Annotated in this window: 24 protein-coding genes and 1 pseudogene; 21 read left to right on the forward strand and 4 right to left on the reverse strand. The window is 62.1% G+C overall.

Features of this window, described 5'->3' with window-relative positions:
• The first annotated feature begins 59 nt into the window (after positions 1-59).
• On the forward strand, positions 60-938 hold the full coding sequence (olsB, locus tag ATY29_RS30560; protein ID WP_003570791.1) for a l-ornithine N(alpha)-acyltransferase: 879 nt from the start codon (positions 60-62) through the stop codon (positions 936-938).
• A 14-nt stretch (positions 939-952) separates the two neighbouring features.
• Here the strand turns inward: olsB and ATY29_RS38055 are convergent.
• Positions 953-1145, reverse strand: a pseudogene (locus tag ATY29_RS38055) (helix-turn-helix domain-containing protein); the annotation flags it as partial.
• Between the two features lie 283 nt (positions 1146-1428).
• Positions 1429-3711: an NADP-dependent malic enzyme gene (locus ATY29_RS30570; protein WP_003570793.1), complete on the reverse strand. Its 2283-nt coding sequence runs from the start codon at positions 3709-3711 to the stop codon at positions 1429-1431.
• Between the two features lie 113 nt (positions 3712-3824).
• Between ATY29_RS30570 and mutS the strand changes: the two genes are divergently transcribed.
• The 4 genes from mutS (at position 3825) to murJ (ending at position 11444) form a co-directional block, all read left to right on the forward strand.
• Positions 3825-6551 carry a DNA mismatch repair protein MutS gene (gene mutS / locus ATY29_RS30575; protein ID WP_097533668.1) on the forward strand — a complete coding sequence of 909 codons (2727 nt, stop codon included), beginning with the start codon at positions 3825-3827 and terminating at the stop codon, positions 6549-6551.
• A gap of 12 nt (positions 6552-6563) precedes the next feature.
• A complete protein-coding gene (locus ATY29_RS30580) occupies positions 6564-6839 on the forward strand; it encodes a hypothetical protein (RefSeq protein WP_025415205.1) in 276 nt (91 codons plus the stop codon).
• Positions 6840-6949: 110 nt separating this feature from the next.
• The gene (locus ATY29_RS30585) at positions 6950-9856 is read left to right on the forward strand and encodes a [protein-PII] uridylyltransferase (protein ID WP_025415204.1); all 2907 of its coding nucleotides are present in this window, start codon (positions 6950-6952) and stop codon (positions 9854-9856) included.
• A gap of 10 nt (positions 9857-9866) precedes the next feature.
• Complete coding sequence (gene murJ / locus ATY29_RS30590) at positions 9867-11444, forward strand: murein biosynthesis integral membrane protein MurJ (RefSeq protein ID WP_003570801.1); 1578 nt, start codon at positions 9867-9869, stop codon at positions 11442-11444.
• 39 nt (positions 11445-11483) lie between these two features.
• Here the strand turns inward: murJ and ATY29_RS30595 are convergent, their stop codons facing one another.
• Positions 11484-11912 (reverse strand): YcbK family protein, encoded by a 429-nt coding sequence (locus tag ATY29_RS30595; RefSeq protein ID WP_097533670.1) that lies wholly within the window; start codon positions 11910-11912, stop codon positions 11484-11486.
• Positions 11913-12096: 184 nt separating this feature from the next.
• On the opposite strand from ATY29_RS30595, the gene ATY29_RS30600 reads away from it, so the two are divergent.
• The 16 genes from ATY29_RS30600 (at position 12097) to trmB (ending at position 26247) form a co-directional block, all read left to right on the forward strand.
• Positions 12097-12504: a VOC family protein gene (locus ATY29_RS30600; RefSeq protein WP_003570804.1), complete on the forward strand. Its 408-nt coding sequence runs from the start codon at positions 12097-12099 to the stop codon at positions 12502-12504.
• 184 nt (positions 12505-12688) lie between these two features.
• Positions 12689-13753 (forward strand): tryptophan--tRNA ligase, encoded by a 1065-nt coding sequence (gene trpS / locus ATY29_RS30605; protein WP_097533672.1) that lies wholly within the window; start codon positions 12689-12691, stop codon positions 13751-13753.
• Between the two features lie 80 nt (positions 13754-13833).
• Complete coding sequence (locus ATY29_RS30610; RefSeq protein WP_003570807.1) at positions 13834-14325, forward strand: universal stress protein; 492 nt, start codon at positions 13834-13836, stop codon at positions 14323-14325.
• 106 nt (positions 14326-14431) lie between these two features.
• Positions 14432-14998, forward strand: a complete 567-nt coding sequence (locus tag ATY29_RS30615) for a NifU family protein (protein ID WP_003570808.1) — start codon at positions 14432-14434, stop codon at positions 14996-14998.
• Positions 14999-15086: 88 nt separating this feature from the next.
• Complete coding sequence (gene tsaB, locus ATY29_RS30620; protein WP_003570809.1) at positions 15087-15749, forward strand: tRNA (adenosine(37)-N6)-threonylcarbamoyltransferase complex dimerization subunit type 1 TsaB; 663 nt, start codon at positions 15087-15089, stop codon at positions 15747-15749.
• Complete coding sequence (locus tag ATY29_RS30625; protein ID WP_003570810.1) at positions 15746-16246, forward strand: GNAT family N-acetyltransferase; 501 nt, start codon at positions 15746-15748, stop codon at positions 16244-16246. Before tsaB ends, ATY29_RS30625 begins: the two co-directional genes overlap by 4 nt.
• 84 nt (positions 16247-16330) lie before the next feature.
• The gene (locus tag ATY29_RS30630) at positions 16331-16759 is read left to right on the forward strand and encodes a Fur family transcriptional regulator (protein ID WP_003570811.1); all 429 of its coding nucleotides are present in this window, start codon (positions 16331-16333) and stop codon (positions 16757-16759) included.
• Positions 16760-16786: 27 nt separating this feature from the next.
• Complete coding sequence (olsA, locus tag ATY29_RS30635; RefSeq protein ID WP_003570812.1) at positions 16787-17584, forward strand: lyso-ornithine lipid O-acyltransferase; 798 nt, start codon at positions 16787-16789, stop codon at positions 17582-17584.
• Positions 17585-17735: 151 nt separating this feature from the next.
• Complete coding sequence (miaB, locus tag ATY29_RS30640; RefSeq protein WP_097533674.1) at positions 17736-19145, forward strand: tRNA (N6-isopentenyl adenosine(37)-C2)-methylthiotransferase MiaB; 1410 nt, start codon at positions 17736-17738, stop codon at positions 19143-19145.
• Between the two features lie 18 nt (positions 19146-19163).
• On the forward strand, positions 19164-20216 hold the full coding sequence (locus ATY29_RS30645) for a PhoH family protein (RefSeq protein ID WP_003570814.1): 1053 nt from the start codon (positions 19164-19166) through the stop codon (positions 20214-20216).
• Entirely contained in the window at positions 20216-20731 is a 516-nt protein-coding gene (gene ybeY, locus ATY29_RS30650) for an rRNA maturation RNase YbeY (RefSeq protein WP_003570815.1), read from the forward strand. The genes ATY29_RS30645 and ybeY overlap by 1 nt, the downstream gene beginning before the upstream one ends.
• Positions 20728-21882, forward strand: a complete 1155-nt coding sequence (locus ATY29_RS30655) for a hemolysin family protein (RefSeq protein ID WP_097533677.1) — start codon at positions 20728-20730, stop codon at positions 21880-21882. The genes ybeY and ATY29_RS30655 overlap by 4 nt, the downstream gene beginning before the upstream one ends.
• Before the next feature lie 66 nt (positions 21883-21948).
• Entirely contained in the window at positions 21949-23553 is a 1605-nt protein-coding gene (gene lnt, locus ATY29_RS30660) for an apolipoprotein N-acyltransferase (protein ID WP_003570817.1), read from the forward strand.
• Positions 23554-23700: 147 nt separating this feature from the next.
• The gene (locus ATY29_RS30665; protein WP_003570819.1) at positions 23701-24120 is read left to right on the forward strand and encodes a helix-turn-helix domain-containing protein; all 420 of its coding nucleotides are present in this window, start codon (positions 23701-23703) and stop codon (positions 24118-24120) included.
• Positions 24121-24298: 178 nt separating this feature from the next.
• Positions 24299-25537 carry a methionine adenosyltransferase gene (gene metK, locus ATY29_RS30670; protein WP_003570820.1) on the forward strand — a complete coding sequence of 413 codons (1239 nt, stop codon included), beginning with the start codon at positions 24299-24301 and terminating at the stop codon, positions 25535-25537.
• 8 nt (positions 25538-25545) lie between these two features.
• Entirely contained in the window at positions 25546-26247 is a 702-nt protein-coding gene (gene trmB, locus ATY29_RS30675; protein WP_097533679.1) for a tRNA (guanine(46)-N(7))-methyltransferase TrmB, read from the forward strand.
• Positions 26248-26471: 224 nt separating this feature from the next.
• Here the strand turns inward: trmB and ATY29_RS30680 are convergent, their stop codons facing one another.
• Positions 26472-26729: a BQ00720 family protein gene (locus ATY29_RS30680; RefSeq protein ID WP_003570822.1), complete on the reverse strand. Its 258-nt coding sequence runs from the start codon at positions 26727-26729 to the stop codon at positions 26472-26474.
• Between the last annotated feature and the right edge of the window lie 33 nt (positions 26730-26762).

Raw genomic sequence — 26762 nt, forward strand, 5'->3', positions numbered from 1 at the left:
CTTTCCTGTCGCAGAGAAGTGTTTTATGGCGTCGATAAGCCGGTAACGGGAGAATCGCCATGTCCGCCATCGACATCCTGAATCGTGACACCACCGTGGAGGCCGCACGGCCCTCGCCGGCTGCTGCGCAGACGGACGGCGATATCCTCGGCCGCATCGGCAATCTGGAAACCCGCCTTGCCCGCACCGCGCGAGAGATCGATGCCGCCCAAGCCGTGCGCTACCGCGTCTTCGTCGACGAAATGAAGGCGCAGTTGCCGCTGGATGCTATGCGCCGCCAGCGCGATGTCGATGCTTATGACGCCTTTTGCGATCATCTTCTCGTTCTCGACCGCACGATCGAGGGTGACCCGGAAGACCAGATCGTCGGCACCTACCGGCTGTTGCGCCAGGATGTCGCTATCGCCAATGGCGGTTTTTACTCGGCTTCCGAATTCGAGATCGAGGGCCTGATTGCCAAACATCCGGACAAGCGCTTCATGGAGCTTGGCCGTTCCTGCGTGCTGCCGGAATACCGCACCAAACGCACCGTCGAGCTTCTGTGGCAGGGCAACTGGGCCTATGCGCTGAAGCACGGCGTCAACGCCATGTTCGGCTGCGCTTCCTTCCCTGGCGTTTATCTCGAAAGCCACGCGCTGGCACTGTCTTTCCTCTACCATAATGTGCTGGCGAAGAACGAATGGGCCGTCGGCGCCTTGCCGCATCTCGCCCGCAACATGGACCTGATGCCGGTCGAGGCCATCAACCCGAAGCGGGCGCTGATGGCCCTGCCGCCGCTCATCAAGGGTTATCTCAGACTCGGCGCCATGGTCGGCTCCAGCGCCGTCATCGATCATGCCTTCAACACGACCGACGTGCTGATCGTGCTGCCGATCTCCAGCATTTCCGACCGCTACCTCAACTATTACGGCGCCGACGCCGGCCGCTTCGCGAGCTAGTCTAAAGCCTTCTTCTACGCCGCCCGGTAGATTGCCGCAAAACAGCCGAAGTGAAAGAACCCCACTTCAAGCAATGTACCGCAACGGCTGTCGGTTGGAAGGATCGCGTAGATCCTCTCGGGCGGCTTGCAAGCGGATTGTCCTGAGATAGGCGGGCGGTGTGGTTCCCTTGAACTCACGAAAACCGACTTCAACAGCGCGAATAGACGCGTCTTGGGGGATGTGACGTCTGTCATGGGACCCAACCGGCTGATGAAATTAGAAACAATTGAGCAGCAAAAGCGTCACCCATGGCTTTTTCAAAGTCCGGGCAGGCAATTCATGCCGCGCGTAAGCGGTTATTGTATCAAAAGTATGACTTATGGACAGTGCCTTGGAACTCCTGAGGCGGGCGAGCCCAAACCTCTAGAATAATCCATAAAAAACAATGCCCGGCCGACGTGCTGTCGGCCGGTCATTGAATGCCGCTCATATGCGAGCAGGATAAGATCTACGAGACGCCATAGGCCGCGATCGCCGCCATGTTGACGATGTCGCTGTCCTTGGCGCCCATCGAGGTGATCTGCACCGGCTTGTCGAGGCCGACAAGGATCGGGCCGATGACCGTGGAGCCGCCGAGTTCCTGCAGCATCTTGGTCGAGATCGAGGCCGAGTGGAAGGCCGGCATGACCAGTACATTGGCCGGGCCGGAAAGACGGCAGAAGGGATATTGCTCCATCACCTTGCGGTTCAGAGCGACATCGGCGGCCATCTCGCCGTCATATTCGAAATCGACGCGGCGCTTGTCGAGGATCTTTACCGCCTCGCGCACCCGCTCGGAGCGTTCGCCGGAGGGATGGCCGAAGGTGGAATAGGCAAGCATGGCGACACGCGGCGGATAACCCATGCGCCTTGCCAGACCGGCTGCCTCCTCGGCGATATCGGCAAGCTGCTCAGCCGTCGGCATGTCATGCACCGCCGTATCGGCAACGAAGACGGTGCGGCCGCGGCAAAGCGCCAGTGACACACCGATGACGCGGTGGCCGGGCTTCTCGTCGATGCAACGGCGCACATCTTCGAGCGCCGTAGAATAGTTGCGGGTAATGCCCGTCACCATGCCGTCGGCATCGCCAAGCGCCACCATGGTGGCGGCGAAATGGTTGCGGTCGTTGTGGATCAGCCGCTGGGCGTCGCGGTGGAGATAACCGTGCCGTTGCAGCCTGGCATAGAGATAGTCGATATAGGCCTCGACGCGGGTCGAGATACGGGCATTGACGATCTCGAGGCCGGGGCGGTTGAGATCGATGCCGGCGCGCTCGGCCGTTGCCCGGATCAGGTCCTCGCGGCCGAGCAGGATGGCGGTGCCGAGTTCCTGGTTGGCGTAGGACATCGCGGCGCGCAGGACCTGTTCTTCCTCGGCCTCGGCAAAGACGATCCGCTTCGGGCGGCGGCGCACCCGCTCATAGAGGCTGGCGAGCGTCGAGGCGATCGGATCGCGGCGCGCCGAAAGCTCGCGGGCATAACCGGCCATGTCGGTGATCACCTTGCGGGCGACGCCGGTTTCGATCGCCGCTTCGGCAACCGCAACCGGGATCGCCGAGATCAGCCGCGGATCGAAGGGGACCGGGATGATGTATTGCGAGCCGAAACGCGGCCGGTTGCCCTGATAGGCGGCAACCACGTCATCCGGCACATCCTCGCGGGCAAGGTTTGCCAGCGCCCTGACGGCGGCGATCTTCATCGCGTCGTTGATGGTGGAGGCGCGCACGTCGAGGGCGCCGCGGAAGATATAGGGAAAGCCGAGGACGTTGTTGACCTGGTTCGGGTAGTCCGAACGACCGGTCGCCATGATGGCGTCGTCGCGGATGCGGGCGACCTCTTCCGGGGTGATTTCGGGATCGGGGTTGGCCATGGCGAAGATGATCGGCCGATCCGCCATCGAGCGGATCATCTCGGCCGAGAAGGCGCCCTTCTGCGACAGACCGAAGACGACATCCGCGCCCTCCATCGCCTCTTCCAGCGTGCGCGCGTCGGTCTTTGCCGCATGCGCCGATTTCCACTGGTTCATGCCCTCGGTGCGGCCCTGGTAGATGACGCCCTTGGTGTCGCAGAGGATGATGTTGTCGGGCGCAAACCCCATCGCCTTGACGAGTTCGACGCAAGCGATCGCCGCAGCACCGGCCCCGTTGCAGACGAGCTTGGTTGACTTCAGGTCGCGGCCGGTCAGCTCCAGCGCGTTGATCAGGCCGGCAGCGGCGATGATCGCCGTTCCATGCTGGTCATCATGGAAGACGGGAATATCCATCAGTTCGCGCAGCCGGCTTTCGATGACGAAACAATCCGGCGCCTTGATGTCTTCGAGATTGATGCCGCCGAAGGAGGGACCAAGGAAACGCACGCAGTTGATGAACTCGTCCACATTTTCGGTATCGATTTCGAGGTCGATCGAATCGACGTCGGCGAAGCGCTTGAACAGCACCGCCTTGCCTTCCATGACCGGCTTGGAGGCGAGCGCGCCGAGATTGCCGAGACCGAGAATTGCCGTGCCGTTGGAAATGACGGCAACCATGTTGCCGCGGGCGGTATAATCATAGGCCGTCTGCGGATCGGCGGCGATCGCCTTGACGGGCACGGCGACACCCGGCGAATAGGCAAGCGACAGGTCGCGCTGCGTCGCCATCGGTTTGGTCGGGTTGATTTCCAGCTTGCCGGGCCGGCCCGTGGCGTGAAAATCGAGCGCCTCCTGGTCGGTAACTGATGTCGCCGGCCGGTCCTTCTTATCGATATCGGGCATAAATCCTCCAACGTCCTGTGGGCGACGCTTTGCTCTTCCTCAAATGCTGTTGTCATCTATAGCGGCGCGCGGATAGGGTTGGCACCTGTTTTTTTGGGAAAAACTGCACCTCCGTGAACGCACGAATAGACACAGAGAATGAAGCCTTTTCGGCTGCCGAGCTGGCCACGGCGGAAAGCCGTGCCTCGGCGACGCCGATGATGGAGCAATATATCGAGATCAAGGCGAACAATCCGGGTTCGCTGCTGTTCTATCGCATGGGCGATTTCTACGAGCTGTTCTTCGAAGATGCGCTGGAAGCCTCCCGCGCGCTCGGCATCACCTTGACGAAGCGCGGCCAGCACATGGGCCAGGATATCCCGATGTGCGGCGTTCCGGTTCATGCGGCCGATGATTATTTGCAGAAGCTGATCTCGCTCGGTTTCCGCGTCGCCGTCTGCGAGCAGGTCGAGGATCCGGCCGAAGCGAAAAAACGCGGCGGCAAATCCGTCGTCAAGCGCGACGTCGTCCGGCTGGTCACACCAGGCACGATCACCGAAGAAAAGCTGCTTTCGCCCTCGGAATCCAACTATCTGATGGCGCTGACCCGCATTCGCAGTGGGGCCGAACCGTTGCTGGCGCTGGCCTGGATCGATATTTCCACCGGCGTCTTCCGGGTTGCCGAGACCGAAGCCGCGCGGCTGCTTGCCGATATCCTGCGCATCGATCCGCGCGAACTGATCCTGCCCGAGACGATCTTCCACGATCAGGAACTCAAGCCGGTGTTCGACGTGCTCGGCCGCACCGCGGTGCCGCAGCCTTCGGTACTCTTCGACAGCGCCAGCGCCGAAGGGCGGATCGCGCGCTATTTCGGCGTCGCGACGCTCGATGGCTTCGGCACCTTCTCGCGCGCCGAGCTGGCGGCGGCCGCCGCCGCCGTCGCCTATGTCGAAAAAACCCAGATCGCCGAGCGGCCGCCGCTTGGGCAGCCGGAGCGGGAAAGTGCGGCGTCGACGCTGTTCATCGATCCTGCCACCCGCGCCAATTTGGAATTGGCCCGCACGCTGTCCGGCGATCGCAACGGCTCGTTGCTGAAGGCGATCGACCGCACCGTCACCGGCGGCGGCGCGCGGCTTCTTGCCGAGCGGCTGATGTCGCCGCTGACCGATCCCTCCCGCATCAATGCGCGGCTCGATTCAATCGGCTTCCTGATCGACGAGCCGTCGCTCTGCGGCAATCTGCGCGACACGCTGAAACATGTGCCCGACATGCCCCGCGCTTTGTCCCGGCTTGCGCTCGACCGCGGCGGCCCGCGGGATCTCTCCGCCATCCGCCAGGGCCTTCAGGCAGCGAACGAGGTTGCGGCGATGCTGGCAAGCGCGATGCTGCCGGAAGAGCTTGGCCGGGCGCTGTCCGGGCTGCTGTCCCTCCCCGCAGCATTGGAAACTCTGCTGGCCGAAACGCTAGCCGACGAATTGCCGCTGTTGAAGCGTGACGGCGGCTTCCTGCGCGATGGCGCCAGCGCCGAACTCGATGAGGTCCGGGCGCTGCGCGACCAGTCGCGCCGCGTGATCGCCGGGCTGCAATTGCAATATGCCGAGGAGACCGGCATCCGGTCGCTGAAGATCAAGCACAACAATATCCTGGGCTATTTCATCGAAGTGACTGCCGGCAATGCCTCCCCGATGACGGACACGGCCGAAGCCAAGGCCCGCTTCATCCACCGCCAGACGATGGCAAGCGCCATGCGCTTCACCACCACCGAACTCGCCGATCTCGAAAGCCGCATCGCCAATGCTGCCGATCGGGCGCTGACGATCGAGCTCGCCGCCTTCGAGAAAATGACGGCGGCCGTGGTGGCGGAAGCCGAAGCGATCAAATCCGGCGCCCGAGCGCTTGCCGTCATCGACGTTGCCGCGGGCCTGGCGCTTCTCGCCGAGGAGCAGGCCTATTGCCGTCCGCAGGTCGACGGCTCGAAGATGTTTGCCATCGAGGGCGGCCGCCATCCAGTCGTCGAGCAGGCGCTGCGGCGGCAGGCAGGCGGCCCCTTCGTCGCCAACAATTGCGATCTGTCGCCGAAATCAGGCGATAAGGAAGGCGCGATCTGGCTCTTGACCGGCCCGAACATGGGCGGCAAATCGACCTTCCTGCGGCAGAACGCGCTGATATCGATCCTGGCGCAGATGGGCTCCTTCGTGCCGGCGACCTCAGCCCATATCGGCATCGTCGACCGGCTTTTCTCGCGTGTAGGCGCCTCCGACGACCTGGCGCGCGGGCGCTCCACCTTCATGGTCGAAATGGTCGAAACCGCGGCGATCCTCAACCAGGCGAGTGACCGCTCGCTCGTCATCCTCGACGAGATCGGCCGAGGCACCGCCACCTTCGACGGCCTGTCGATCGCCTGGGCCTCCGTCGAGCACCTGCACGAGGCCAACCGCTGCCGCGGCCTCTTCGCCACGCATTTCCATGAGCTGACGGTGCTTTCGGAAAAGCTTGGCCGGCTATCGAACGCCACGATGCGCGTCAAGGAATGGGACGGCGACGTCATTTTCCTGCACGAGGTCGGGCCGGGTGCGGCCGACCGCTCCTACGGCATCCAGGTCGCTAGGCTTGCCGGACTTCCGGCTTCGGTGGTGACGCGGGCTCGCGACGTGCTTACCCGCCTCGAAGATGCCGACCGCAAGAACCCGGCGAGCCAGCTGATCGACGACCTGCCGCTCTTCCAGGTGGCGGTGCGCCGCGAGGACACCGCCCGGGGACCCTCCAAGGTCGAGGAGGCGCTAAAGGGGATGAGCCTTGACGACATGACGCCGCGCGAGGCAATGGACGCGCTTTACGACCTCAAGAAGAAGCTGAAATAGGGCACGCACGCGATGTTCATGGAAAAGCTGATCCGCGAAACGGAGCGCCTCTCGCTCATCTGCTCCATGCTCGACACGATGCGGCGCGCCGACGGGGACCGCCATGCGCGCGGCTGGACCTCGCCGATCGGCATGCTGAAAATTACCCGCTGCTGCGCGATGATCTCAGAGCTCGGGACGTCGATCGCCAAGGCGGGCTATCGCGAGTGCGACAGGCAGTCGCTTGAGGAGATCATGAGCGAGACGCGGCAGGTGCTGTATTTGCTGAATGCGCGGGCCGCCGGCTGAGCTTCGCGGGAAAGCTGTCCTGCGCGGCTTACCAACACCATTTCGCCAAATTTAAAGGTTCTTGCAGTATGAGAGCCCGTGTCAATCGCCTGATAAAGGGGTTATAGCGCATGCGGACGAAATACGAGGCTGGCCCGGATCAGGCCGCCCGGCATGAACAGGAAACCGCCCCGGCGACAGCGATGCGCGATCTCGATTTTTCCCACATCCTCGACGTCGAGCTGTTGCAGAAGCAGTGCGACGCCGTTGCCGAGGCCAACCGCAACCGGCCGGACGTGCTGCGCGCCGATCTGCTGGCGACCCTGAAAAAAGCCAGCACGGAGGGCCGGCAGCAGGCGCGGGCCGCACTGATGGCCGACGGCGGCGGGCTGAATTGCGCCTGCCGGATTTCCTGGCTGCAGGACCAGATCATCACCGTCCTCTACAATTTCGCCACCGCCCATATCTTTCCGCAGCAGAAAGACAAGTTTGCCGTTACCGCCGTCGGCGGCTATGGCCGCGACACGCTGGCGCCAGGCTCCGATATCGACCTGTTGTTTCTCTTCCCGCCGCGGCCGGCGGAAGAGACGCACAAGGCGGTCGAATTCATGCTCTACGTGCTTTGGGACATGGGCTTCAAGGTCGGCCACGCCACCCGCACGGTGGAAGAATGCATCGCGCTTTCCAAGTCCGATATGACGATCCGCACCGCTATCCTGGAGATGCGCTACATCTGCGGCCTGCAGCGGCTGGAAACCGAGCTCGAGACTCGCTTCGACAAGGAAATCGTCACCGGCACCGGCCCTGAATTCATCGCCGCCAAGCTTGCCGAGCGCGACGAGCGCCACCGCAAGGCAGGCGACACGCGCTATCTCGTCGAACCGAACGTCAAGGAAGGCAAGGGCGGGCTTCGCGACCTGCACACGCTGTTCTGGATCTCGAAATATTATTATCACGTGCGCGACCAAGCCGAGCTGGTCAAGCTCGGCGTCTTGTCAAAGCACGAATACCGTCTGCTCGAGAAAGCTGACGATTTTCTCTGGGCGGTGCGCTGCCATATGCACTTCCTGACCGGCAAGGCCGAGGAGCGCCTGTCCTTCGACATCCAGCGCGAGATCGCCGAAGCCTTCGGCTATCACACCCGCCCGGGCCTTTCGGCCGTCGAGCGCTTCATGAAGCACTATTTCCTCGTCGCCAAGGATGTCGGCGACCTCACCCGCATCCTCTGCGCCGCGCTTGAAGACGAGCAGGCGAAGTCGATCCCCGGCCTTACCGGCGTCATCAGCCGCTTCACCCATCGCAACCGCAAGATCGCCGGCAGCGTCGAATTCGTCGAGGACCGCGGCCGCATCGCGCTTGCCGATCCCGAAGTGTTCAAGCGCGATCCGGTCAGCATCCTCAGGCTCTTCCACGTCGCCGATATCAACGGGCTGGAATTCCATCCGGACGCGCTGAAACGCGTCACCCGCTCACTCGCCCTAATCGACAACAAGCTCAGGGAAAACGACGAGGCGAACCGCCTGTTCATGTCGATCCTGACGTCGAAGCGCGATCCGGCCCTCATCCTGCGCCGGATGAACGAGGCCGGCGTGCTCGGCCGCTTCATTCCCGAATTCGGCAAGATCGTCGCGATGATGCAATTCAACATGTATCACCACTATACGGTCGACGAACATCTAATCCGCACCGTCGATGTTCTCTCCGAGATCGACAAGGCGCGCGCCGAGGATCTGCATCCGCTCGCCAACAAGCTGATGCCCAACATCGAGGACCGCGAGGCCCTTTATGTCGCCGTTCTCCTGCACGACATCGCCAAGGGCCGGCAGGAGGATCATTCGATCGCCGGCGCCCGCGTCGCCCGCAAGCTCTGCGCCCGCTTCGGCCTCTCGCAGAAGCAGACTGAGATCGTCGTCTGGCTGATCGAGGAACATCTGACGATGTCGATGGTGGCGCAGACCCGCGATCTGACCGACCGCAAGACGATCACCGATTTCGCCGACCGCGTGCAATCGCTCGACCGGCTGAAGATGCTGCTGATCCTGACGATCTGCGATATCCGCGCCGTCGGCCCGGGCGTCTGGAACGGCTGGAAAGGCCAGTTGCTGCGCACGCTCTATTACGAAACCGAGCTGCTGCTCGCCGGCGGTTTTTCCGAGGTTTCCCGCAAGGAGCGGGCAAATGCCGCCGCCGAGGCGCTGCATGCCGCCCTTGCCGACTGGAGCCAGAAGGACCGCAATACCTATACCAAGCTGCACTACCAGCCCTATCTGCTCTCGGTGCCGCTGGAAGACCAGGTCCGCCACGCCCATTTCATCCGCCAGGCCGACAAATCAGGCCAGGCGCTCGCCACCACCGTGCGCACCGACAGTTTCCACGCGATCACCGAGATCACCGTGCTGTCGCCCGACCATCCGCGCCTGCTCGCCGTCATCGCCGGCGCCTGTGCGGCGGCCGGCGCGAACATTGTCGACGCGCAGATCTTCACGACGTCGGACGGCCGGGCGCTCGACACGATCCATGTCAGCCGCGAATTTACCGACGATGCCGACGAGCTGCGCCGGGCCGCGACGATCGGGCGGATGATCGAGGACGTGCTGTCCGGCCGCAAACGGCTGCCCGAGGTCATCGCCACGCGCGCGCGCAATCGCAGGAAGAACAAGGCATTCGTCATTCCGCCGTCGGTCAACATCACCAACAGCCTGTCGAACAAGTTCACGGTCATCGAGGTCGAATGCCTCGACCGGCCGGGATTGCTGTCGGAGATCACCGCCGTGCTCTCCGATCTGTCGCTCGACATCCAGTCGGCCCGCATCACCACCTTCGGCGAGAAGGTGATCGACACTTTCTACGTCACCGACCTTGTCGGACAGAAGATCTCGGGCGACAGCAAGCGCGCCAACATCACCGCCCGGATGAAGGCCGTCATGGCCGAGGAGGAGGACGAACTGCGCGAGCGCATGCCCTCCGGCATCATCGCGCCGGCCGCCACTGCCCGGACATCGCCTTCCGCCGAAAAAAAAGCCGATTCCTCCGCATGAGTCCCCAAGCATGAGCCTCGTCAAGAAATTTGCCACCGTCGGCGGTGCCACCCTCGGCAGCCGCATCTTCGGCTTCGCCCGCGAAACCCTGATGGCGGCGGCGCTGGGCACCGGGCCGATGGCCGACGTCTTCTACGCCGCCTTCCGCTTCCCGAACCTCTTCCGCCGGCTGTTTGCCGAAGGCGCCTTCAACGCCGCCTTCGTGCCGCTTTTTGCCAAGGAGATCGAGGCGAACGGCACCGATGGCGCCAAGCGCTTTTCGGAGGAAGTCTTCGGCGTGCTGTTTTCGGTGCTGCTTCTCATCACCATCGTGATGGAGCTTACCATGCCGCTTTTGGTGCGCTTCGTCATCGCGCCGGGCTTTGCCGACGATCCGGAAAAATTCTCGATCACCATTCGCATGGCGGCAGTGATGTTTCCCTATCTGATGTGCATGTCGCTGACGGCGATGATGAGCGGCATGCTGAATTCGCTGCATCATTTCTTCGCCGCCGCGATCGCGCCGGTTTTCCTCAACGTGGTGATGATCGGAGCGCTGTTTTATGCGCTCTATACCGGCGCCGATCCACTGGCGACGGCCTGGTATCTCTCCTTTGGCGTCCTTGCCGCCGGCGTCCTGCAGCTCGCCGTTGTCTATATCGGCGTGCTTGCGGCCGGCATGAGCATCGGTTTCCGCTTCCCGAAGATGACCCCGAACGTCAAGCGGCTGCTGATCCTGGCGGTGCCGGCTGCGGTGACCGGCGGCATCACCCAGATCAACCAGCTGATCGGCCAGGCGATCGCCTCCTCCCGCGACGGCGCGATCGCAGCGCTGCAATATGCCGACCGGATCTACCAGCTGCCGCTCGGCGTCGTCGGCGTCGCCGTCGGCGTGGTGCTGCTGCCGGAACTTGCCCGGGCGCTGAAGGGCGGCCACCTGCGCGAGGCCGGGAACCTGCAGAACCGCTCGATCGAATTCGTGCTGTTCCTGACCATCCCCGCCGCCTTCGCGCTCTGGATCCTGTCGGACGAGATTATCCGCGTGCTCTACGAGCGCGGCGCCTTCCATCAGGAAAACACCGCCGTCGTCGGCGCGATCCTGGCTATTTACGGCATCGGCCTACCGGCCTTCGTGCTGATCAAGGCGCTGCAGCCGGGCTTTTATGCGCGCGAGGACACCAAGACGCCTATGCGCTTTTCGGCGATCGCGGTGGCGACCAACTGCGCCACCGCGCTCACCCTCTTTCCCTATATGGGCGCGCCCGGTATTGCCGTTGCCGAAGCCACGGCCGGCTGGATCAGCACCGTGCTGCTGTTCACCACGCTGTTGCGCCGCGGCCATCTGGCATGGGAATGGGCACTGGCAAAACGCACCGTCCTGTTGATCGTCGCTGCCGCGGTCATGGGTGCTGCCATCGTCTTCCTCAAGCAGTATTTTGCCCCCTGGCTTGCCTCCGGCGCGCCGCTTCTGACCAAGATCGGCACGCTGGGCCTGCTGATCGCGATCTCCATGCTGGTCTATTTCGCCGCCGCCTTCCTCATCGGCGGGGCGGATCTCGGCATGATCCGGCGCAATCTGAACCGCAAGCCGGTGAAGACGGAAGGATGAGGTCGAGACACGGGCCCGAGCAGCACTTTCAAAATCGCTCTAACAATCCACCCATCGCCGCTGCGGCCCGACATCGACATGGACGATACCGTTGCAATAGGTGCCGATGCCGCCAATGCCGGGCGCGGTTTTGGCGGCGGCGATGATGGTGCGTTCCGACAGGCCCGGCATCCTGATATCGGCGGCGAGGCATTTTCCATGCAGGGAACCATGACGGCGGGGATGTGGCCGGAGGCCCGACGTGATCATCGGCCGGCGTCCGGTTTTGGCGGCGATATGCGACAGGACCGCTCGAAGACGCTCGGGGAAACAGCCGGCGCGAACGCTGACGGTCTGGACCGTGTAGGCGAGGCGCGCTTCATGTTTCGGCAGGTCAACGGCCGGTCTTTTGCTGTCTTGACCGACGGCGCTGGTTGCGGACTGTAGGGCGATAAGGCCTGCCATGGCGAGCAAACTGGCGTTTTGCATGGGTCCTCCTGGCGGTTGACGAGTCGGTCATTGCCGCCCCCGCGCAGTTAAGGATTTTCAGTTCAATAAAAGCTTTTGTGAAATTTTATACTCAATTGTGAGTAAACGGCTTGATCACTTTGGCTTAAAATAACGGATATCGCCGATCCAAATGGGAATAAACATCTCAGTCAGGAGATATGCCATGACAATCCAGTCGCTTTTCCTCATCACCCTCGTCGTCGACGACTACGACCGGGCCAAGGTTTTCTATTGCGACGCCCTCGGTTTCGATTGCCTGCAGGACGAGCCGCAGCCGGAGGGCAAGCGCTGGGTGGTGGTGAAGCCCAGAGGCGGAGATGGCGCCGCTTTTCTGCTGGCGCAGGCGGCAAACGCGACGCAGCGGGCCGCGATCGGCAATCAGACGGGCGGCCGTGTCGGCTTCTTTCTGAAGACCGATGATTTTTCCCGCGATCATGCCGCGATGCTCGCCGCCGGCGTGCGCTTTCTCGAAGAGCCCAGGCACGAGGTTTACGGCACGGTCGCGGTCTTTGCCGATCCCTACGGCAACAGCTTCGATCTGATCCAGCATGCCCCAGCCGCAACCTCTTGATTGCGACCGGTTGGACGTGCATAAGCCGCGGCGTTAGGAACACAGGCGAAACAAGCCCGCTGCATAATTCCTAAACCGGAATCGATTTAGGAATTATGCAGCAGATTGAAGTGTTACAGCGTCCTTTGCGCGTCTGAAAAGACGCGCGGCGCTGTAGGCCCTCCACCAGCCTATTGAGGACGACATGAGCGAATTCAAGAAACTCGTATTCTCCGGCGTGCAGCCGACCGGCAATCTGCATCTCGGCAATTATCTCGGCGCGATCCGCCGGTTCGTGGCGCTGCAGGAAGGCAATGACTGCATCTACTGCGTCGTCGACATGCATGCGCTGACCGCCCAGCTCGTACATGAGGACATGCCGGGCCAGACGCGCTCGATCGCTGCCGCCTTCGTCGCCGCCGGCATCGATCCGGAAAAACATATCGTCTTCAACCAGTCGGCCGTGCCGCAGCATGCCGAACTCGCCTGGATCTTCAACTGCGTCGCCCGCATCGGCTGGATGAACCGCATGACGCAGTTCAAGGACAAGGCCGGCAAGGACCGCGAGCAGGCCTCGCTCGGCCTCTACGCCTATCCGAGCCTGATGGCCGCCGACATTCTCGTCTATCGCGCCACCCATGTGCCGGTCGGCGAGGACCAGAAGCAGCATCTGGAACTTGCCCGCGACATCGCGATGAAGTTCAACCTCGATTATGCCGAGCATATCGCCAAGACCGATTACGGCGTCGACATCACCGTCGGCAACGAGCCGGTGCATGCCTATTTCCCGATGGTCGAGCCGCTGATCGGCGGGCCGGCGCCGCGCGTCATGTCGCTGCGCGACGGCACCAAGAAAATGTCGAAATCCGACCCTTCGGACCTCTCGCGCATCAATCTGATGGACGACGAGGAGGCGATCTCGAAGAAGATCCGCAAGGCCAAGACCGATCCGGACGGCTTGCCGAGCGAGATCGACGGGCTGCAGGGCCGGCCGGAAGCCGACAATCTGGTGGCGATCTATGCGGCCCTTGCCGACAAATCGAAGGCCGAGGTGCTGGCTGAATTCGGCGGCCAGCAATTCTCCGTCTTCAAGCCGGCGCTGGTCGACCTCGCCATCCACGTGCTGGCGCCGATCACCGGCGAGATGCGCCGGCTGATGGACGATACCAGCCATATCGACGCCATCCTGCGCAAGGGCGGCGAACGCGCCAGAGCCCGCGCCGAGGTGACGATGAGCCAAGTGCGCGACGTCATCGGCTTCGTCTACTGAGCTAGATCTCTCCCCCGCCGGGGCTGAAGAGGAAAAACTGGGCTTGCAAATTTTCCGCTTCGGGTGTCAGAGTCCGCGCCATGGTATCGAAGCGACTCTCACGGCTCGAAGGTCATCGCCGCAAGTTTATGGCGGTGATCGACGGTACACCCGAATGCCAACGCGCCGTTCATTATGCCGGCCGGCGCGCGAAGAATTCCAATGGCGGGCTGGTGCTGCTCTACGTCATCCCCGATGGGGATTTCCAGCAATGGCTCGGAGTCGAGGCGATCATGCGGGCCGAGGCGCGTGAGGAGGCCGAGGCGGTCGTCGCCAAGATCGCCCAGATCGTGCGCGAGACGATCGGCATCGAGCCGGAGGTTGTTATCCGCGAAGGTGGTGCGGCCGAACAGATCAACGCCGTGATCGAGGATGACCGCGATGTGGCGATCCTCGTTCTGGCCGCCGGTTCGGCAAAGGAAGGTCCGGGACCGCTGGTCTCGTCGATCGCCGGCCGCGCAGCAGCGTTTCCGATCCCGGTCACCGTGCTGCCGGATACGCTGACCAACGAGGAAATCGACGCCCTCTGCTGATAATTTCTTGAGTAAAAATCTCTTGAATGGTGCCAGCAATGGGCTTATCTTCTTTTGAAGAATTCTAAAGACGGCTGTGCTATGGGCCGGCCGCATGGAGAACCAGATGTTCATTCAGACCGAAGCCACGCCGAACCCCGCCACGCAGAAGTTCCTGCCGGGCAAGGTGGTGATGGAAAACGGCACGGCCGAGTTCCGCAGCGCTGAGGAGGCCGAAGCTTCGCCGCTCGCGGCCCGACTGTTCGAAATCCCCGGTGTTACCGGCGTCTATTTCGGCTATGATTTCATTTCCGTCTCCAAGGACGATGCCGAATGGCAGCATCTTAAGCCGGCTATATTAGGCTCGATCATGGAGCATTTCATGTCGGGCAAGCCTGTCATGGGCGATGCTTCCATCCTCTCCGAAGACCTCGACGCCGGCGACGAGTTTTTTGACGAAGGCGACGAATCGATCGTGCTGACCATCAAGGAACTTCTGGAGACCCGCGTGCGCCCCGCCGTTGCACAGGACGGCGGCGATATTACCTTCCGCGGCTTCAAGGACGGCAAGGTCTATCTGAACATGAAGGGTTCCTGCGCCGGCTGCCCGTCTTCGACGGCAACGCTGAAGCATGGCGTTCAGAACCTGCTGCGGCATTTCGTTCCGGAAGTGCAGGAAGTGATTGCCGCTTAAAATTCTGGCGTTCGTCGGGCCGTTCATCTCTTGTTCGGCAAGACGAATTTATGATCAGGCGACAATAGATTTTTCGGAAATTGATGGCATGATTGTTCTGGCGCTCGACACGGCAGGTGTAGACTGCGCTGCCGCCGTTTACGACAGCGGCAGGAATACGGTGCTGGGGGAGGCATCGGACATGATCGGCAAGGGGCATGCTGAACATCTGATCGGTATCGTCGATCGCGCGCTCGATCAGGCTGATATGGAGCTTTCCGATATTGACCGGATTGCTGTCACCATCGGCCCTGGCTCGTTTACCGGTATCCGCGTCGGCGTTGCCGCAGCCCGCGGTTTTGCGCTTTCCCTCAATGTGCCCGCCGTCGGCGTCACCACGCTCGAGGTCATGGCATCAGCCCAGCGCGAAAAGACACCGCATCGCCCCGTGCTGGCGGCGATGGACGCCAAGCGGGACGAAATCTACCTCCAGTCCTTTTCATCGGACGGTTCGCCCCTCGACACGCCGCGGGCGTTAAGCGTTGCGCAAGCACAGGCTTTTGCCGAAGGCTTCGACGGCGAAATCGCCGGTTCGGCGACGGCCCTGCTGAAGCCGGACGCCGGCGGCGATCACACCAACACATTCCCGATCTCTGTGGTGGCGCGCCTCGGTGCTGCCGCCTCCCCCGATGCCGGAAAACCGAAGCCCCTTTATCTGCGCGGACCCGACGCCAAGCCGCAGGCCGGGTATGCGATTGCCCGACGAGTATGACGATGCTGGAAGCCTATCTGACGCTGAAGCCGGAATTCGAGATCATCGCCATGGAGCGTGAGGACTGCCGCGATGTCGCGGTCCTGCATGGCGAGCGTTTTGCCCGGCCCTGGGGCGATGGTGAATTTCACGGGCTGCTGATGCAGGACACCGTGTTCGGATTCGTGGCGCGCCAAACCAACGCCATCCTGAAAAAGCCGCTTCCCGGCTTTATCCTTGCCCGCCATGTCGCCGGCGAGGCGGAGATCCTGACGATCGCCGTGCAGGCGAAGGTCGCCCGCGCCGGGCTTGGCTGGCGGCTGATGCAGGCGGCGATGCGGGAAGCCCGCGCACGCGGCGGCGAGAGCATGTTTCTCGAAGTCGACGACGGCAATACGGCAGCGCTTGGCCTCTATCGCAAGCTCGGCTTCGAAAAGGTCGGGGAACGCAAGGGTTATTACAAGCAGGAAAACGGCGCCCTCTCCACGGCGCTTGTCATGAAGCGCGTTCTTCGCTAGTTCCCTGACAGAGAGATGACATGCTGGCCGGCGCCCAAGCCGTCCGGCATTGGCGCAATATGAATATATTTTTAAAGGCGGGCCATGACGGACGCAGCCAAGACCCTTGAGGAGCTTTGCACCGAACGCGGCATGCGCATGACCGAGCAGCGCCGCGTGATCGCGCGCATCCTCGAAGATTCCGAAGACCATCCCGATGTCGAAGAGCTCTACCGCCGCTCGGTGAAGGTCGATGCGAAGATCTCGATCTCGACGGTCTATCGCACCGTGAAATTGTTCGAAGATGCCGGCATCATCGCCCGCCACGACTTCCGCGACGGGCGCTCGCGTTACGAGACGGTGCCGGAAGAGCATCACGACCACCTGATCGACCTGAAGACCGGCACCGTCATCGAATTCCGCTCGCCGGAGATCGAGGCGCTGCAGGAGCGCATCGCCCGCGAGCATGGCTTCCAGCTGGTCGACCACCGGCTGGAGCTTTACGGCGTTCCGTTGAAGAAGGACGATCGCTGAAGCAATGGCAGCCCGGGAGAGCAGCATTTGATCGCCTGGCTGCGCATTGCCTGTGCTGCGGTCGTCATCCTGGCCGTCAGCATCGTGCTCGTGCCGCTGCAACTGCTGGCGCTGCGTTTCGACTGGCGGCTGCGCCGCCGGCTGCCACGCGTCTGGCACCGTATCGTCTGCTATTGTCTCGGCATCCGAGTCCGTGTCAGCGGCCGGCTGGAAGAGCGCCGGCCGCTGATGCTCTGCTCGAACCATTCCTCCTGGATGGATATCATGGTGATGTCGTCCGTTGCCGATGTGGCCTTCATCGCCAAGATCGAGGTGGCCGACTGGCCGATCTTCGGCACGCTCGCCAAGCTGCAGAAGAGCGTCTTCGTCGTGCGCGAGGAGAGGCGCCGGACCGGTCACCAGGCTAACGAGATCGCCGGGCGCATGGCCGACGGCGAAATCGTCGTGCTCTTTCCTGAGGGCACAACCTCGGATGGCAACCGGCTGCTGGAGGTCAAGTCTTCGCTGTTCGGCGCCGCCGCCATGGCCGTGCCCGCTTCGCCGACCGGAACCGTCGTGGTGCAGCCGGTGGCGGTTGCCTATACCAGGGTGCACGGCATCGCCATGGGGCGCTTTCACCGGCCGCTCGCTGCCTGGCCGGGCGATATCGAGCTGTTGCCGCACCTCCTCGACATCGTGCGCTGCGGCGCGATCGACGCCGAGGTCTCCTTCGGCGAGGCGGTGGAATATCGCGCCGACACCAATCGCAAGGAGGTGAGCGCTGCGATCGCCACCCGCATCCGCAGCCTGCTCAATACAAGCCTGCGCGGGCGAAATGTCGTCTAGAGCATGTCGCACAAAAGTGTCCCGCGGTTTTGCAGGAAAGACATGTGTAAAATAAAGACTTAAAGCGCAAGGAGCGGATCTGAAAGATCGCGACGCGCTTTAAACCGAGAGTCCCTTTTCTCGGACGGCAAAAACCACTAAATAGCGCGCCATGACACAGGACAGCGCCCTTCTCCCGGCTCCGGAACAGATACTCCGAGATGGCTCCAACAGCCGCAAGGTCTTCATCAAGACCTATGGCTGCCAGATGAACGTCTATGATTCCACGCGTATGAGCGACGCGCTCGCCCGCGACGGTTACGAACCGACCGAAGACATGGAAGAGGCGGACCTCGTTCTGCTCAACACCTGTCATATCCGTGAGAAGGCAGCCGAGAAAGTCTATTCGGCCCTCGGACGGCTGCGCGACATGAAAAAGAGGAAGGCGGCGGACGGACGGGAGATGATGATCGGCGTTGCCGGCTGCGTCGCCCAGGCCGAAGGCGAGGAGATCCTGCGCCGCGCGCCCGCCGTCGACGTCGTCATCGGCCCGCAGACCTATCACCGCCTGCCGGAGGCGCTGCGCCGGGCGAAGGAGGGCCAGCGGGTCGTCGATACGGAATATGCCATCGAGGACAAGTTCGAGCATCTGCCGATCGCCGAAAGCAAAAAGATCCGCGCCCGCGGCGTCACCGCCTTCCTGACGGTGCAGGAGGGCTGCGACAAGTTCTGCACCTTCTGCGTCGTGCCTTATACACGCGGCTCGGAAGTGTCGCGGCCGGTCTCTCAGATCGTCGAGGAGGCCGAAAAGCTCGTCGAAGGTGGTGTGCGCGAGATCACCCTGCTCGGGCAGAACGTCAATGCCTGGCACGGCGCCGGGCCGCAGGGCGAGGCATGGAGCCTCGGCGACCTGCTCTATCGGCTTGCCGAAATCCCCGGCCTTGCGCGATTGCGCTACACCACCAGCCATCCCCGTGACATGGACGACCGGCTGATCGACGCCCATCGCGATCTGCGGGCGCTGATGCCCTACCTCCATCTGCCGGTGCAATCGGGCTCCGACCGCATCCTCAAAGCGATGAACCGGCGCCACACGGCGGCCGAATATCTCAGCCTGATCGAACGCATCCGCACGGTGCGGCCCGATATCGCGCTGTCGGGCGATTTCATTACCGGCTTTCCGGGGGAGACAGACGCCGATTTTGAGGATACACTCAGGCTTGTGGAGGAGGTCCGTTATGCGCAGGCCTTTTCATTCAAATACTCGACACGGCCGGGCACGCCCGGCGCGGAACTGAAGGACCAGGTGCCGGAACAGATCAAGGCAGAACGGCTGGAACGCCTGCAAGCGCTTCTCCTGAAGCAGCAGCAGGAATTTGCCGAATCCTGCATCGGCAAAGAGATCGACCTGTTGCTGGAAAAGCCCGGTCGCATGCCGGAACAGCTGATCGGCCGTTCTCCCTGGCTTCAATCTGTGAATGTTGATGCAAAAGCATCGCAAATCGGTGACATTATTAAAGTGCGAATCACAGGAACCGGAAACAACAGCCTGTTTGCCGAACACGCAGAGGCTGCGGTTTAACCCAAGGAGCCCGACCGCTTGAACGGACAAGAATTGGTTTCTTCTTCACCGCGCCACCCCCGCACGCCGAGCGACTCCAATCACTTCGTCCTGACGTTCGAGAACAACCGCTTCGCCAGCGAGCTCTTCGGTCAATTCGACCAGAACCTCAAGCTGCTCGAGGAACGGCTCAACATCGATGCGCGGGCTCGCGGTAATTCCGTCGTCATATCAGGCGATGTCGTGACCACCAACCAGGCGCGGCGCACGCTCGATTATCTCTATGAGAAGCTTCAGAAAGGCGGCAGCGTGGAACGATCCGACGTCGAGGGCGCAATCCGCATGGCGGTCGCCGCCGACGATCAGCTCAGCCTTCCCACAATGGAGCGCAAGGCCAAGCTGACGATGGCGCAGGTTTCCACCCGCAAGAAGACGATCATCGCCCGCACGCCGACGCAGGACGCCTATATCCGGGCGCTGGAACGCGCCGAGCTGGTCTTCGGCGTCGGGCCGGCCGGCACCGGCAAGACCTATCTCGCCGTCGCCCATGCCGCCCAGCTGCTGGAGCGCGGGGCGGTCGAAAAGATCATCCTGTCGCGCCCGGCCGTCGAAGCCGGCGAGCGCCTCGGCTTCTTGCCCGGCGACATGAAGGAAAAGGTCGATCCCTATCTTCGCCCGCTCTATGACGCGCTCTATGACATGATCCCGGCCGACAAGGTCGACCGGGCGATCACTGCCGGCGTCATCGAAATCGCGCCGCTCGCTTTCATGCGCGGCCGCACGCTTGCCAATGCCGCGATCATCCTCGACGAAGCGCAGAACACCACATCGATGCAGATGAAGATGTTCCTGACGCGTCTCGGCGAGAATGCCCGGATGATCGTCACCGGCGACCCGAGCCAGATCGACCTGCCGCGCGGCGTCAAATCCGGCCTCGTCGAGGCGTTGCAGCTTCTGAACGGCGTCGAGGGCATCTCGATCGTGCGCTTCAAGGATACCGACGTCGTCCGCCATCCGCTGGTCGGGCGCATCGTCAGGGCCTATGATTCCACCTATGCCGCCGAAGCCGAAGAAGTCCGCCGGCAGGACTGATGGCAGAACTCGATATCCAGATCAGCGTCGACGACATCGGCTGGCCGGGCGAAGAGACGCTGCTGTCCTTTTGCGAACGCGTGCTCGGCGCGGCCGTCATCTATCTTCGCGACAGCGAGAAACAGCCCTTCCCGACCATGCCGCCGGAGGTTTCGCTTGTCTTCACCGACGACGCCTCGATTCAGGACATCAACGCCGAATGGCGCGGCAAGGACAAGGCGACCAACGTGCTCTCCTTTCCGGCCTTTCCGGTTCGGCCCGGCAAGATGCCTGGTCCGATGCTCGGCGACATTATCATCGCGCGGGAGACGGTGGAACGGGAAACCGTCGAGCTCGAAAAGAGTTTCGACGACCACCTGACCCATCTTCTGGTGCATGGTTTCTTGCATCTTCTCGGCTACGACCATATGAATAGTGCCGAAGCCGAAATTATGGAGGGGCTGGAGACTCGCATTTTGGCGCAGCTCGGCCTATCTGATCCCTACGAGGGTCAAGACCTTAAAATGGAACCATGAGCGACTTTACGACGAAGCCGGCGGCAGACGCCAAGGACTCCGAGCCATCCTCCTCTTCGGACGAGGCGGGCAGTAGTAGTCGGCCATCCGGCCGATCTCAATCCTTCTGGTCGCGCGCCGCGCGCATCCTTCGCCCGCAGCAAGGCTCGCGGCTGCGCGAAGATCTTGCCGACGCGCTGATGACCGATGCGGCCGGCGACGACGCCTTTTCGCCCGACGAAAGGGCAATGCTGCACAACATCCTGCGCTTTCGCGAGGTGCGCGTCGCTGACGTGATGGTGCCGCGCGCCGATATCGAGGCGGTCGACCAGAACATCACCATCGGCGAGCTGATGATCCTGTTTGAGGAATCCGGCCGCTCGCGCATGCCCGTCTATGCCGATACGCTCGACGATCCGCGCGGCATGGTGCATATCCGCGACCTGCTCTCCTATGTCGCCAAGCAGGCGCGCAACAAACGCCGCGGCCCGACGAAACCGGCCGTTGCCGTGCCGGCGCTGCCGGCGATCGAGGTTGCGCCCGAAAACATCCAGAAGACCACGCGTTCGGCCAAGCCGAATTTGGATCTCGCCCGCGTCGACTTGCAGAAGACGCTGACGGAAGCCGGCATCATCCGCAAGATCCTGTTCGTACCGCCGTCGATGCTGGCCTCCGACTTGTTGCGCCGCATGCAGGTGAACCGCACGCAGATGGCGCTGGTCATCGACGAATATGGCGGCACTGACGGCCTCGCCTCGCACGAGGACATCGTCGAAATGGTGGTCGGCGACATTGACGACGAACATGACGACGAAGAGGTGATGTTCAAGCGGGTCGCCGAAGACGTCTTCATCGCCGATGCCCGCGTCGAACTGGAAGAGATCGCCGCAGCGATCGGGCCGGATTTCGACATCAGCGAGCAGGTCGACGAGGTCGATACGCTGGGCGGCCTGATCTTCTCCGCGCTCGGCCGCATCCCGGTTCGCGGCGAAGTCGTCCAAGCGCTGCCGGGCTTCGAATTCCACATTCTCGACGCCGATCCGCGCCGCATCAAGCGGCTGCGCATTACCCGCAAGCGCCATGCGATCCGCCGCCGCGCCAAGGTGGATGGCGACATTCCGCCCGGCTCCGACCCCGGCGACGACCGGCCGGCGGAATCGACCGCCAACTGACAGGACAAAGAGCCGCTTTTTTGAAAGACTGCGAATGGGTTGATTCGCGGTTTGATGGGAGTGCGCATGGAGCGGCTTGCGGACAGGGTTATCCTCGTCTGGGGTTTGAAACGGTCGCTGCTGGCTATCGCCGCCGGGGCATTCGCCGTGCTGGCGCTGCCGCCCTTCGGCTTCTTCGCGGCAATGTTCGTCTCCTTCCCGCTGCTCGTCTGGCTGATCGACGGGGCGGCGGCTTCGCCTGACAGCGGCGTGGTCGGCAGGCTGTGGCCGGCCTTTGCCACCGGCTGGCTGTTCGGCTTCGGCTATTTCGTCGCCGGTCTCTGGTGGCTCGGCCATGCGCTGCTGGTCGATCAGGAGGATTTTGCCTGGGCGCTGCCGCTCGCCATTCTCGGCCTGCCGGCCGGTCTGGCGATTTTCTACGGGCTGGCGGCCGCCCTTGCCCGCATCTTCTGGTCCGACGGCATGGGACGGATCGCCGCACTGGCGGCCGGCTTCGGGCTGATGGAATGGCTTCGAAGCGTGATCCTGACCGGCTTTCCCTGGAACGCCATCGGTTACGGCATGATGCCGGTTCCGCTGATGATGCAGTCGGCGCATGTGATCGGGGCGATGGGAGTGACGGCGCTTGCCGTCTTCGTCTTTTCTGCGCCGGCCCTTCTCGGCACACGGCAAGGCGCGCTGGCGGGCATCGCGCTTGCCGTTCTGCTGTTTGCCGCCCATCTCGGTTATGGCGCCTATGTCCTCCATCTCGCGCCGCGGCCGGAAGCCTTGCCGCAGGACAAGCAGCCGGTCGTGCGGCTGGTGCAGCCTGATATCGATCAGGCGGCGAAGATGGACAACGACGCCGACCGCAATGCGATCTTCGAGACGCATCTGAAGCTGTCGGCCGAAGCACCGAAAAATGGCGGGCGCAAGCCAGACATCATCGTCTGGCCGGAAACCGCGATCCCCTTCATCCTGACCGACAACCAGGATGCGCTGACACGGATCGCCGATACGCTCGACGACAACCAGATCCTGATCGCCGGTGCGGTGCGCGCCGAGGAGATGGGACCGGGCACGCCGACGCGCTACTATAATTCCATCTACGTGATCGACGGCCGCGGCCAGATCATCGCCGCCTCCGACAAGGTGCATCTGGTGCCGTTCGGCGAGTACCTGCCCTTCGAAGACCTGCTTACCGAATTCGGCATCCAGAACGTCGTCGAGATGCCGGGAGGGTTTTCGGCAGCGGCGAGCCGGCACCTGCTGGCGCTGCCAGGCGGGCTCAATCTCTATCCGCTGATCTGCTACGAGATCATTTTCCCCGATGAAATGACCGGCGACATCAAAGACGCCAATGCGATCCTCAATATCACCAACGATGCCTGGTTCGGTGCGACCCCCGGCCCCTATCAGCACTTCCAGCAGGCGCGGGTGCGGGCCGTCGAGACCGGCCTGCCGCTGATTCGCGACGCCAATAGCGGTATTTCAGCAATTGTGAATACACAGGGGGAAATTATTGCCGGCCTTGATCTCGAACAAACCGGCTTTATTGATGCAACTCTTGATAGGCTCGGCGTAAAGGGTGGAACAACATTCCCCCGGCAAACATACTTCTGGTTGACCGAGGCGCTGCTCATTTTGATTGCGCTGGTTTCTCGTAGAGGTTTTATTTCTGGGTTGAATTGACCAAAAACCCCTAAAATTGCATAGTGATGACAATCGGCGTTTCGAATGTCTGTTCAAAGGTGGGTTCACACCGCTTGCAACGTGGCGTTTGGGATGGATCAGGGCATGCCGGTTAAACAGGTTGAAATTCTTAGCTAGGGCACGACCATGATTGAAAACAAAAAGAAGCCTAACCCGATCGACATTCACGTTGGCAGCCGCATTCGCCTTCGCCGAACAATGCTGGGCATGAGCCAGGAAAAACTCGGCGAAAGCCTCGGCATCACCTTCCAGCAGATCCAGAAATACGAAAAGGGCACCAACCGCGTCGGCGCAAGCCGTCTGCAGAATATCTCGAACATCCTCAATGTTCCGGTTTCCTTTTTCTTCGAGGACGCGCCCGGCGAACATTCCGGTGCCGGCGGCGGCATGGCCGAAGCTTCGAGCTCAAATTACGTCGTCGATTTCCTCTCCTCTTCCGAAGGCCTGCAGCTCAACCGCGCCTTCGTGAAGATTTCCGATCCGAAGGTTCGCCGCAAGGTCGTGGAGCTGGTCAAGGCTTTGGCTGCTGAAGCCGACGCCGACTGAACCACCTCCCTCGCAAAATCCGAAAGGCGGTCGAAAGGCCGCTTTTTTGCGTTTTTGGGGCAAAATTTGTCACTTTGACGCAGATATAAAGATATATTTATGTCCTTCTGCGCTTGTCATCGAGCCGCGAACTGAGTACCTACTAGCTAGCTTTTTGTTCTTTGAGGGGAATCCCGGAATGCGCGCGAATTATCTCTTTACCAGCGAATCTGTTGCCGAAGGTCATCCGGACAAAGTCTGTGACCGCATCTCCGACGAGATCGTCGATCTGGTCTACCGCGAAGCGGCCAAGACCGGCGTCAATCCGTGGGGCGTGCGCATTGCCTGTGAAACGCTGGCGACCACCAACCGCGTCGTCATCGCCGGCGAAGTCCGCCTGCCGCCGAGCCTGATGAAGAAGGACAAGGACGGCAAGGACGTCATCAATCCGTCGAAGTTCAAGGCCGCCGCCCGCCGCGCCATCAAGGATATCGGCTACGAGCAGGACGGCTTCCACTGGAAGAAGGCCAAGATCGACGTGCTCCTGCACTCGCAGTCGGCCGACATCGCTCAGGGCGTCGACAGCGCCGCCGACCAGCAGGGTGACGAAGGCGCCGGCGACCAGGGCATCATGTTCGGTTACGCTTGCAAGGAAACGCCAGACCTGATGCCGGCTCCGATCTATTATTCCCACAAGATCCTGCAGCTGCTCGCGGTTGCCCGCAAGAAGGGCGACGGCGAAGTCGCCAAGCTCGGTCCCGACGCCAAGAGCCAGGTGACGGTGCGTTACGTCGACGGCAAGCCGTCGGAAGCAACTTCGATCGTGCTTTCGACCCAGCATCTCGACGAGAGCTGGGATTCGACGAAGGTCCGCGCCGTCGTCGAGCCCTATATAAGAGAAGCGCTCGGCGAACTGAAGATCGCTGACGATTGCAAGTGGTACATCAACCCGACCGGCAAGTTCGTCATCGGCGGACCGGACGGCGATGCAGGCCTCACCGGCCGCAAGATCATCGTCGACACCTACGGCGGTGCCGCTCCGCATGGCGGCGGCGCATTCTCCGGCAAGGACACGACGAAGGTCGACCGTTCGGCCGCCTATGCCGCCCGCTACCTCGCCAAGAATGTCGTTGCTGCCGGCCTTGCCGACCGCTGCACGATCCAGATTTCTTACGCGATCGGCGTTGCCCAGCCGCTGTCGATCTATGTCGACCTGCACGGCACCGGCAAGGTCAGCGAAGATCAGATCGAGGCGGCGATCCGCAAGAACATGGACCTGTCGCCGACCGGCATCCGCCGCCATCTCGACCTCAACAAGCCGATCTATGCGAAGACCTCCGCTTATGGCCATTTCGGCCGCAAAGCCGGCCGCGACGGCTCGTTCTCCTGGGAGCGCACCGATCTGGTGAAGGCGCTCAAGGAAAGCGTGAAGGCCTGAGATAAAGCATGACTGATATGGAACGCCGCGGCCGGGCGACGGAAGCCTTCTTCGGTCGCCGCAAGGGCAAGGCCCTGCGCGAACAGCAAGCCGAAACGCTGAACAGCCTGCTGCCGGCATTCCTTATCGATCTCCCGGCGGCTCCACCGGAGCCGCTGACATCCCTCTTCCCGGCTCCGGTCGAAAAATTGCGGCTGGAAATCGGTTTCGGCGGCGGCGAACACCTGATCCACCGCGCCCTGGAGAAACCCTCCATCGGCTTCATCGGCGTCGAGCCCTTCGTCAATTCCATGCAGAAACTGCTGTCTCGCATCGGTGAGACCGGAGCACGCAATATCCGCGTCTATAACGACGACGCGACGCAACTGCTCGACTGGCTGCCGGACGCTTCGCTCGATCAGATCGACCTGCTCTATCCCGACCCCTGGCCGAAGCGGAAGCACTGGAAACGCCGCTTCGTTTCGAAGACCAATCTCGACCGCTTTCATCGCGTGCTGAAGCCCGGCGGCCTGTTCTGCTTCGCCTCCGACATCGACACCTATGTCAACTGGACGCTGCTCAAATGCGGCGACCATAGCGGCTTCGACTGGATGGCCGATAATGCAGCGGACTGGCTGACGCCTTACGAGGGCTGGCCGAGCACGCGTTACGAGGCCAAGGCCCGGCGTGAGGGCCGGTCGTCAGCCTATCTGACGTTCCGGAAGATCTGAATCCGGCGCTGGAAGCTGTTGAAGGACGATCGTGAAGCCGTGCCGTGCGGCACCAACGACGATCAGTTTATCCCGAAGCAGCATCGCTGCAAATGCCTGATGGCATTTCGTTTTTCATAGTCCTGTAAGGCGATATGTCGCGACATCCGTCGCGAGCACCGCTAATCGGCTACAACGACCACGCACCGCAAGAGCGGTGAAACGCGACAGGCACTATTGAACGGTCAGTGCAGACTGACCGTCTTCAGCTCGTCCTCGGCAGCCTTGAAGAAGGTGCTGGAGCGGTTGTCCGTCAAGAGGATCGGCGTGCCGTCGGCGCCGAAGAGTGCCCAGAGATCGACGTTCGGATCGATATCCGGCGCCTCTGGAAAACACTTGGCGACCTCTTCGGTGCGCATCTTTCTGATATAGGCGACCTCGCCGCTGCCGATGTGGGCAAGCTCGGATTTGGTCAAGTGAGACGTGGCTTCTTTCATCAACATTCCTGTTCCTCCGGAAGAAGGGACCAACGGTTC

Origin of the sequence: Rhizobium hidalgonense (genome assembly GCF_002914525.1) — a bacterium.
Taxonomy (GTDB): domain Bacteria; phylum Pseudomonadota; class Alphaproteobacteria; order Rhizobiales; family Rhizobiaceae; genus Rhizobium; species Rhizobium hidalgonense.

What these genes read in the sequence shown, in the direction of transcription:
- olsB (WP_003570791.1), top strand. Translation starts at nt 60, where the DNA reads ATGTCCGCCATCGACATCCTGAATCGTGACACCACCGTGGAGGCCGCA.
- ATY29_RS30615 (WP_003570808.1), top strand. Translation starts at nt 14,432, where the DNA reads ATGTTCATTCAGACCGAAGCCACGCCGAACCCCGCCACGCAGAAGTTC.
- ATY29_RS30680 (WP_003570822.1), bottom strand. Translation starts at nt 26,729, where the DNA reads ATGTTGATGAAAGAAGCCACGTCTCACTTGACCAAATCCGAGCTTGCC.
- ATY29_RS30630 (WP_003570811.1), top strand. Translation starts at nt 16,331, where the DNA reads ATGACGGACGCAGCCAAGACCCTTGAGGAGCTTTGCACCGAACGCGGC.
- ATY29_RS30665 (WP_003570819.1), top strand. Translation starts at nt 23,701, where the DNA reads ATGATTGAAAACAAAAAGAAGCCTAACCCGATCGACATTCACGTTGGC.
- metK (WP_003570820.1), top strand. Translation starts at nt 24,299, where the DNA reads ATGCGCGCGAATTATCTCTTTACCAGCGAATCTGTTGCCGAAGGTCAT.
- ATY29_RS30585 (WP_025415204.1), top strand. Translation starts at nt 6,950, where the DNA reads ATGCGGACGAAATACGAGGCTGGCCCGGATCAGGCCGCCCGGCATGAA.
- ATY29_RS30655 (WP_097533677.1), top strand. Translation starts at nt 20,728, where the DNA reads ATGAGCGACTTTACGACGAAGCCGGCGGCAGACGCCAAGGACTCCGAG.
- ATY29_RS30610 (WP_003570807.1), top strand. Translation starts at nt 13,834, where the DNA reads ATGGTATCGAAGCGACTCTCACGGCTCGAAGGTCATCGCCGCAAGTTT.
- miaB (WP_097533674.1), top strand. Translation starts at nt 17,736, where the DNA reads ATGACACAGGACAGCGCCCTTCTCCCGGCTCCGGAACAGATACTCCGA.
- lnt (WP_003570817.1), top strand. Translation starts at nt 21,949, where the DNA reads ATGGAGCGGCTTGCGGACAGGGTTATCCTCGTCTGGGGTTTGAAACGG.
- ATY29_RS30580 (WP_025415205.1), top strand. Translation starts at nt 6,564, where the DNA reads ATGTTCATGGAAAAGCTGATCCGCGAAACGGAGCGCCTCTCGCTCATC.
- ATY29_RS30600 (WP_003570804.1), top strand. Translation starts at nt 12,097, where the DNA reads ATGACAATCCAGTCGCTTTTCCTCATCACCCTCGTCGTCGACGACTAC.
- ybeY (WP_003570815.1), top strand. Translation starts at nt 20,216, where the DNA reads ATGGCAGAACTCGATATCCAGATCAGCGTCGACGACATCGGCTGGCCG.
- trmB (WP_097533679.1), top strand. Translation starts at nt 25,546, where the DNA reads ATGACTGATATGGAACGCCGCGGCCGGGCGACGGAAGCCTTCTTCGGT.
- ATY29_RS30570 (WP_003570793.1), bottom strand. Translation starts at nt 3,711, where the DNA reads ATGCCCGATATCGATAAGAAGGACCGGCCGGCGACATCAGTTACCGAC.
- ATY29_RS30595 (WP_097533670.1), bottom strand. Translation starts at nt 11,912, where the DNA reads ATGCAAAACGCCAGTTTGCTCGCCATGGCAGGCCTTATCGCCCTACAG.
- ATY29_RS30625 (WP_003570810.1), top strand. Translation starts at nt 15,746, where the DNA reads ATGACGATGCTGGAAGCCTATCTGACGCTGAAGCCGGAATTCGAGATC.
- murJ (WP_003570801.1), top strand. Translation starts at nt 9,867, where the DNA reads ATGAGCCTCGTCAAGAAATTTGCCACCGTCGGCGGTGCCACCCTCGGC.
- tsaB (WP_003570809.1), top strand. Translation starts at nt 15,087, where the DNA reads ATGATTGTTCTGGCGCTCGACACGGCAGGTGTAGACTGCGCTGCCGCC.
- trpS (WP_097533672.1), top strand. Translation starts at nt 12,689, where the DNA reads ATGAGCGAATTCAAGAAACTCGTATTCTCCGGCGTGCAGCCGACCGGC.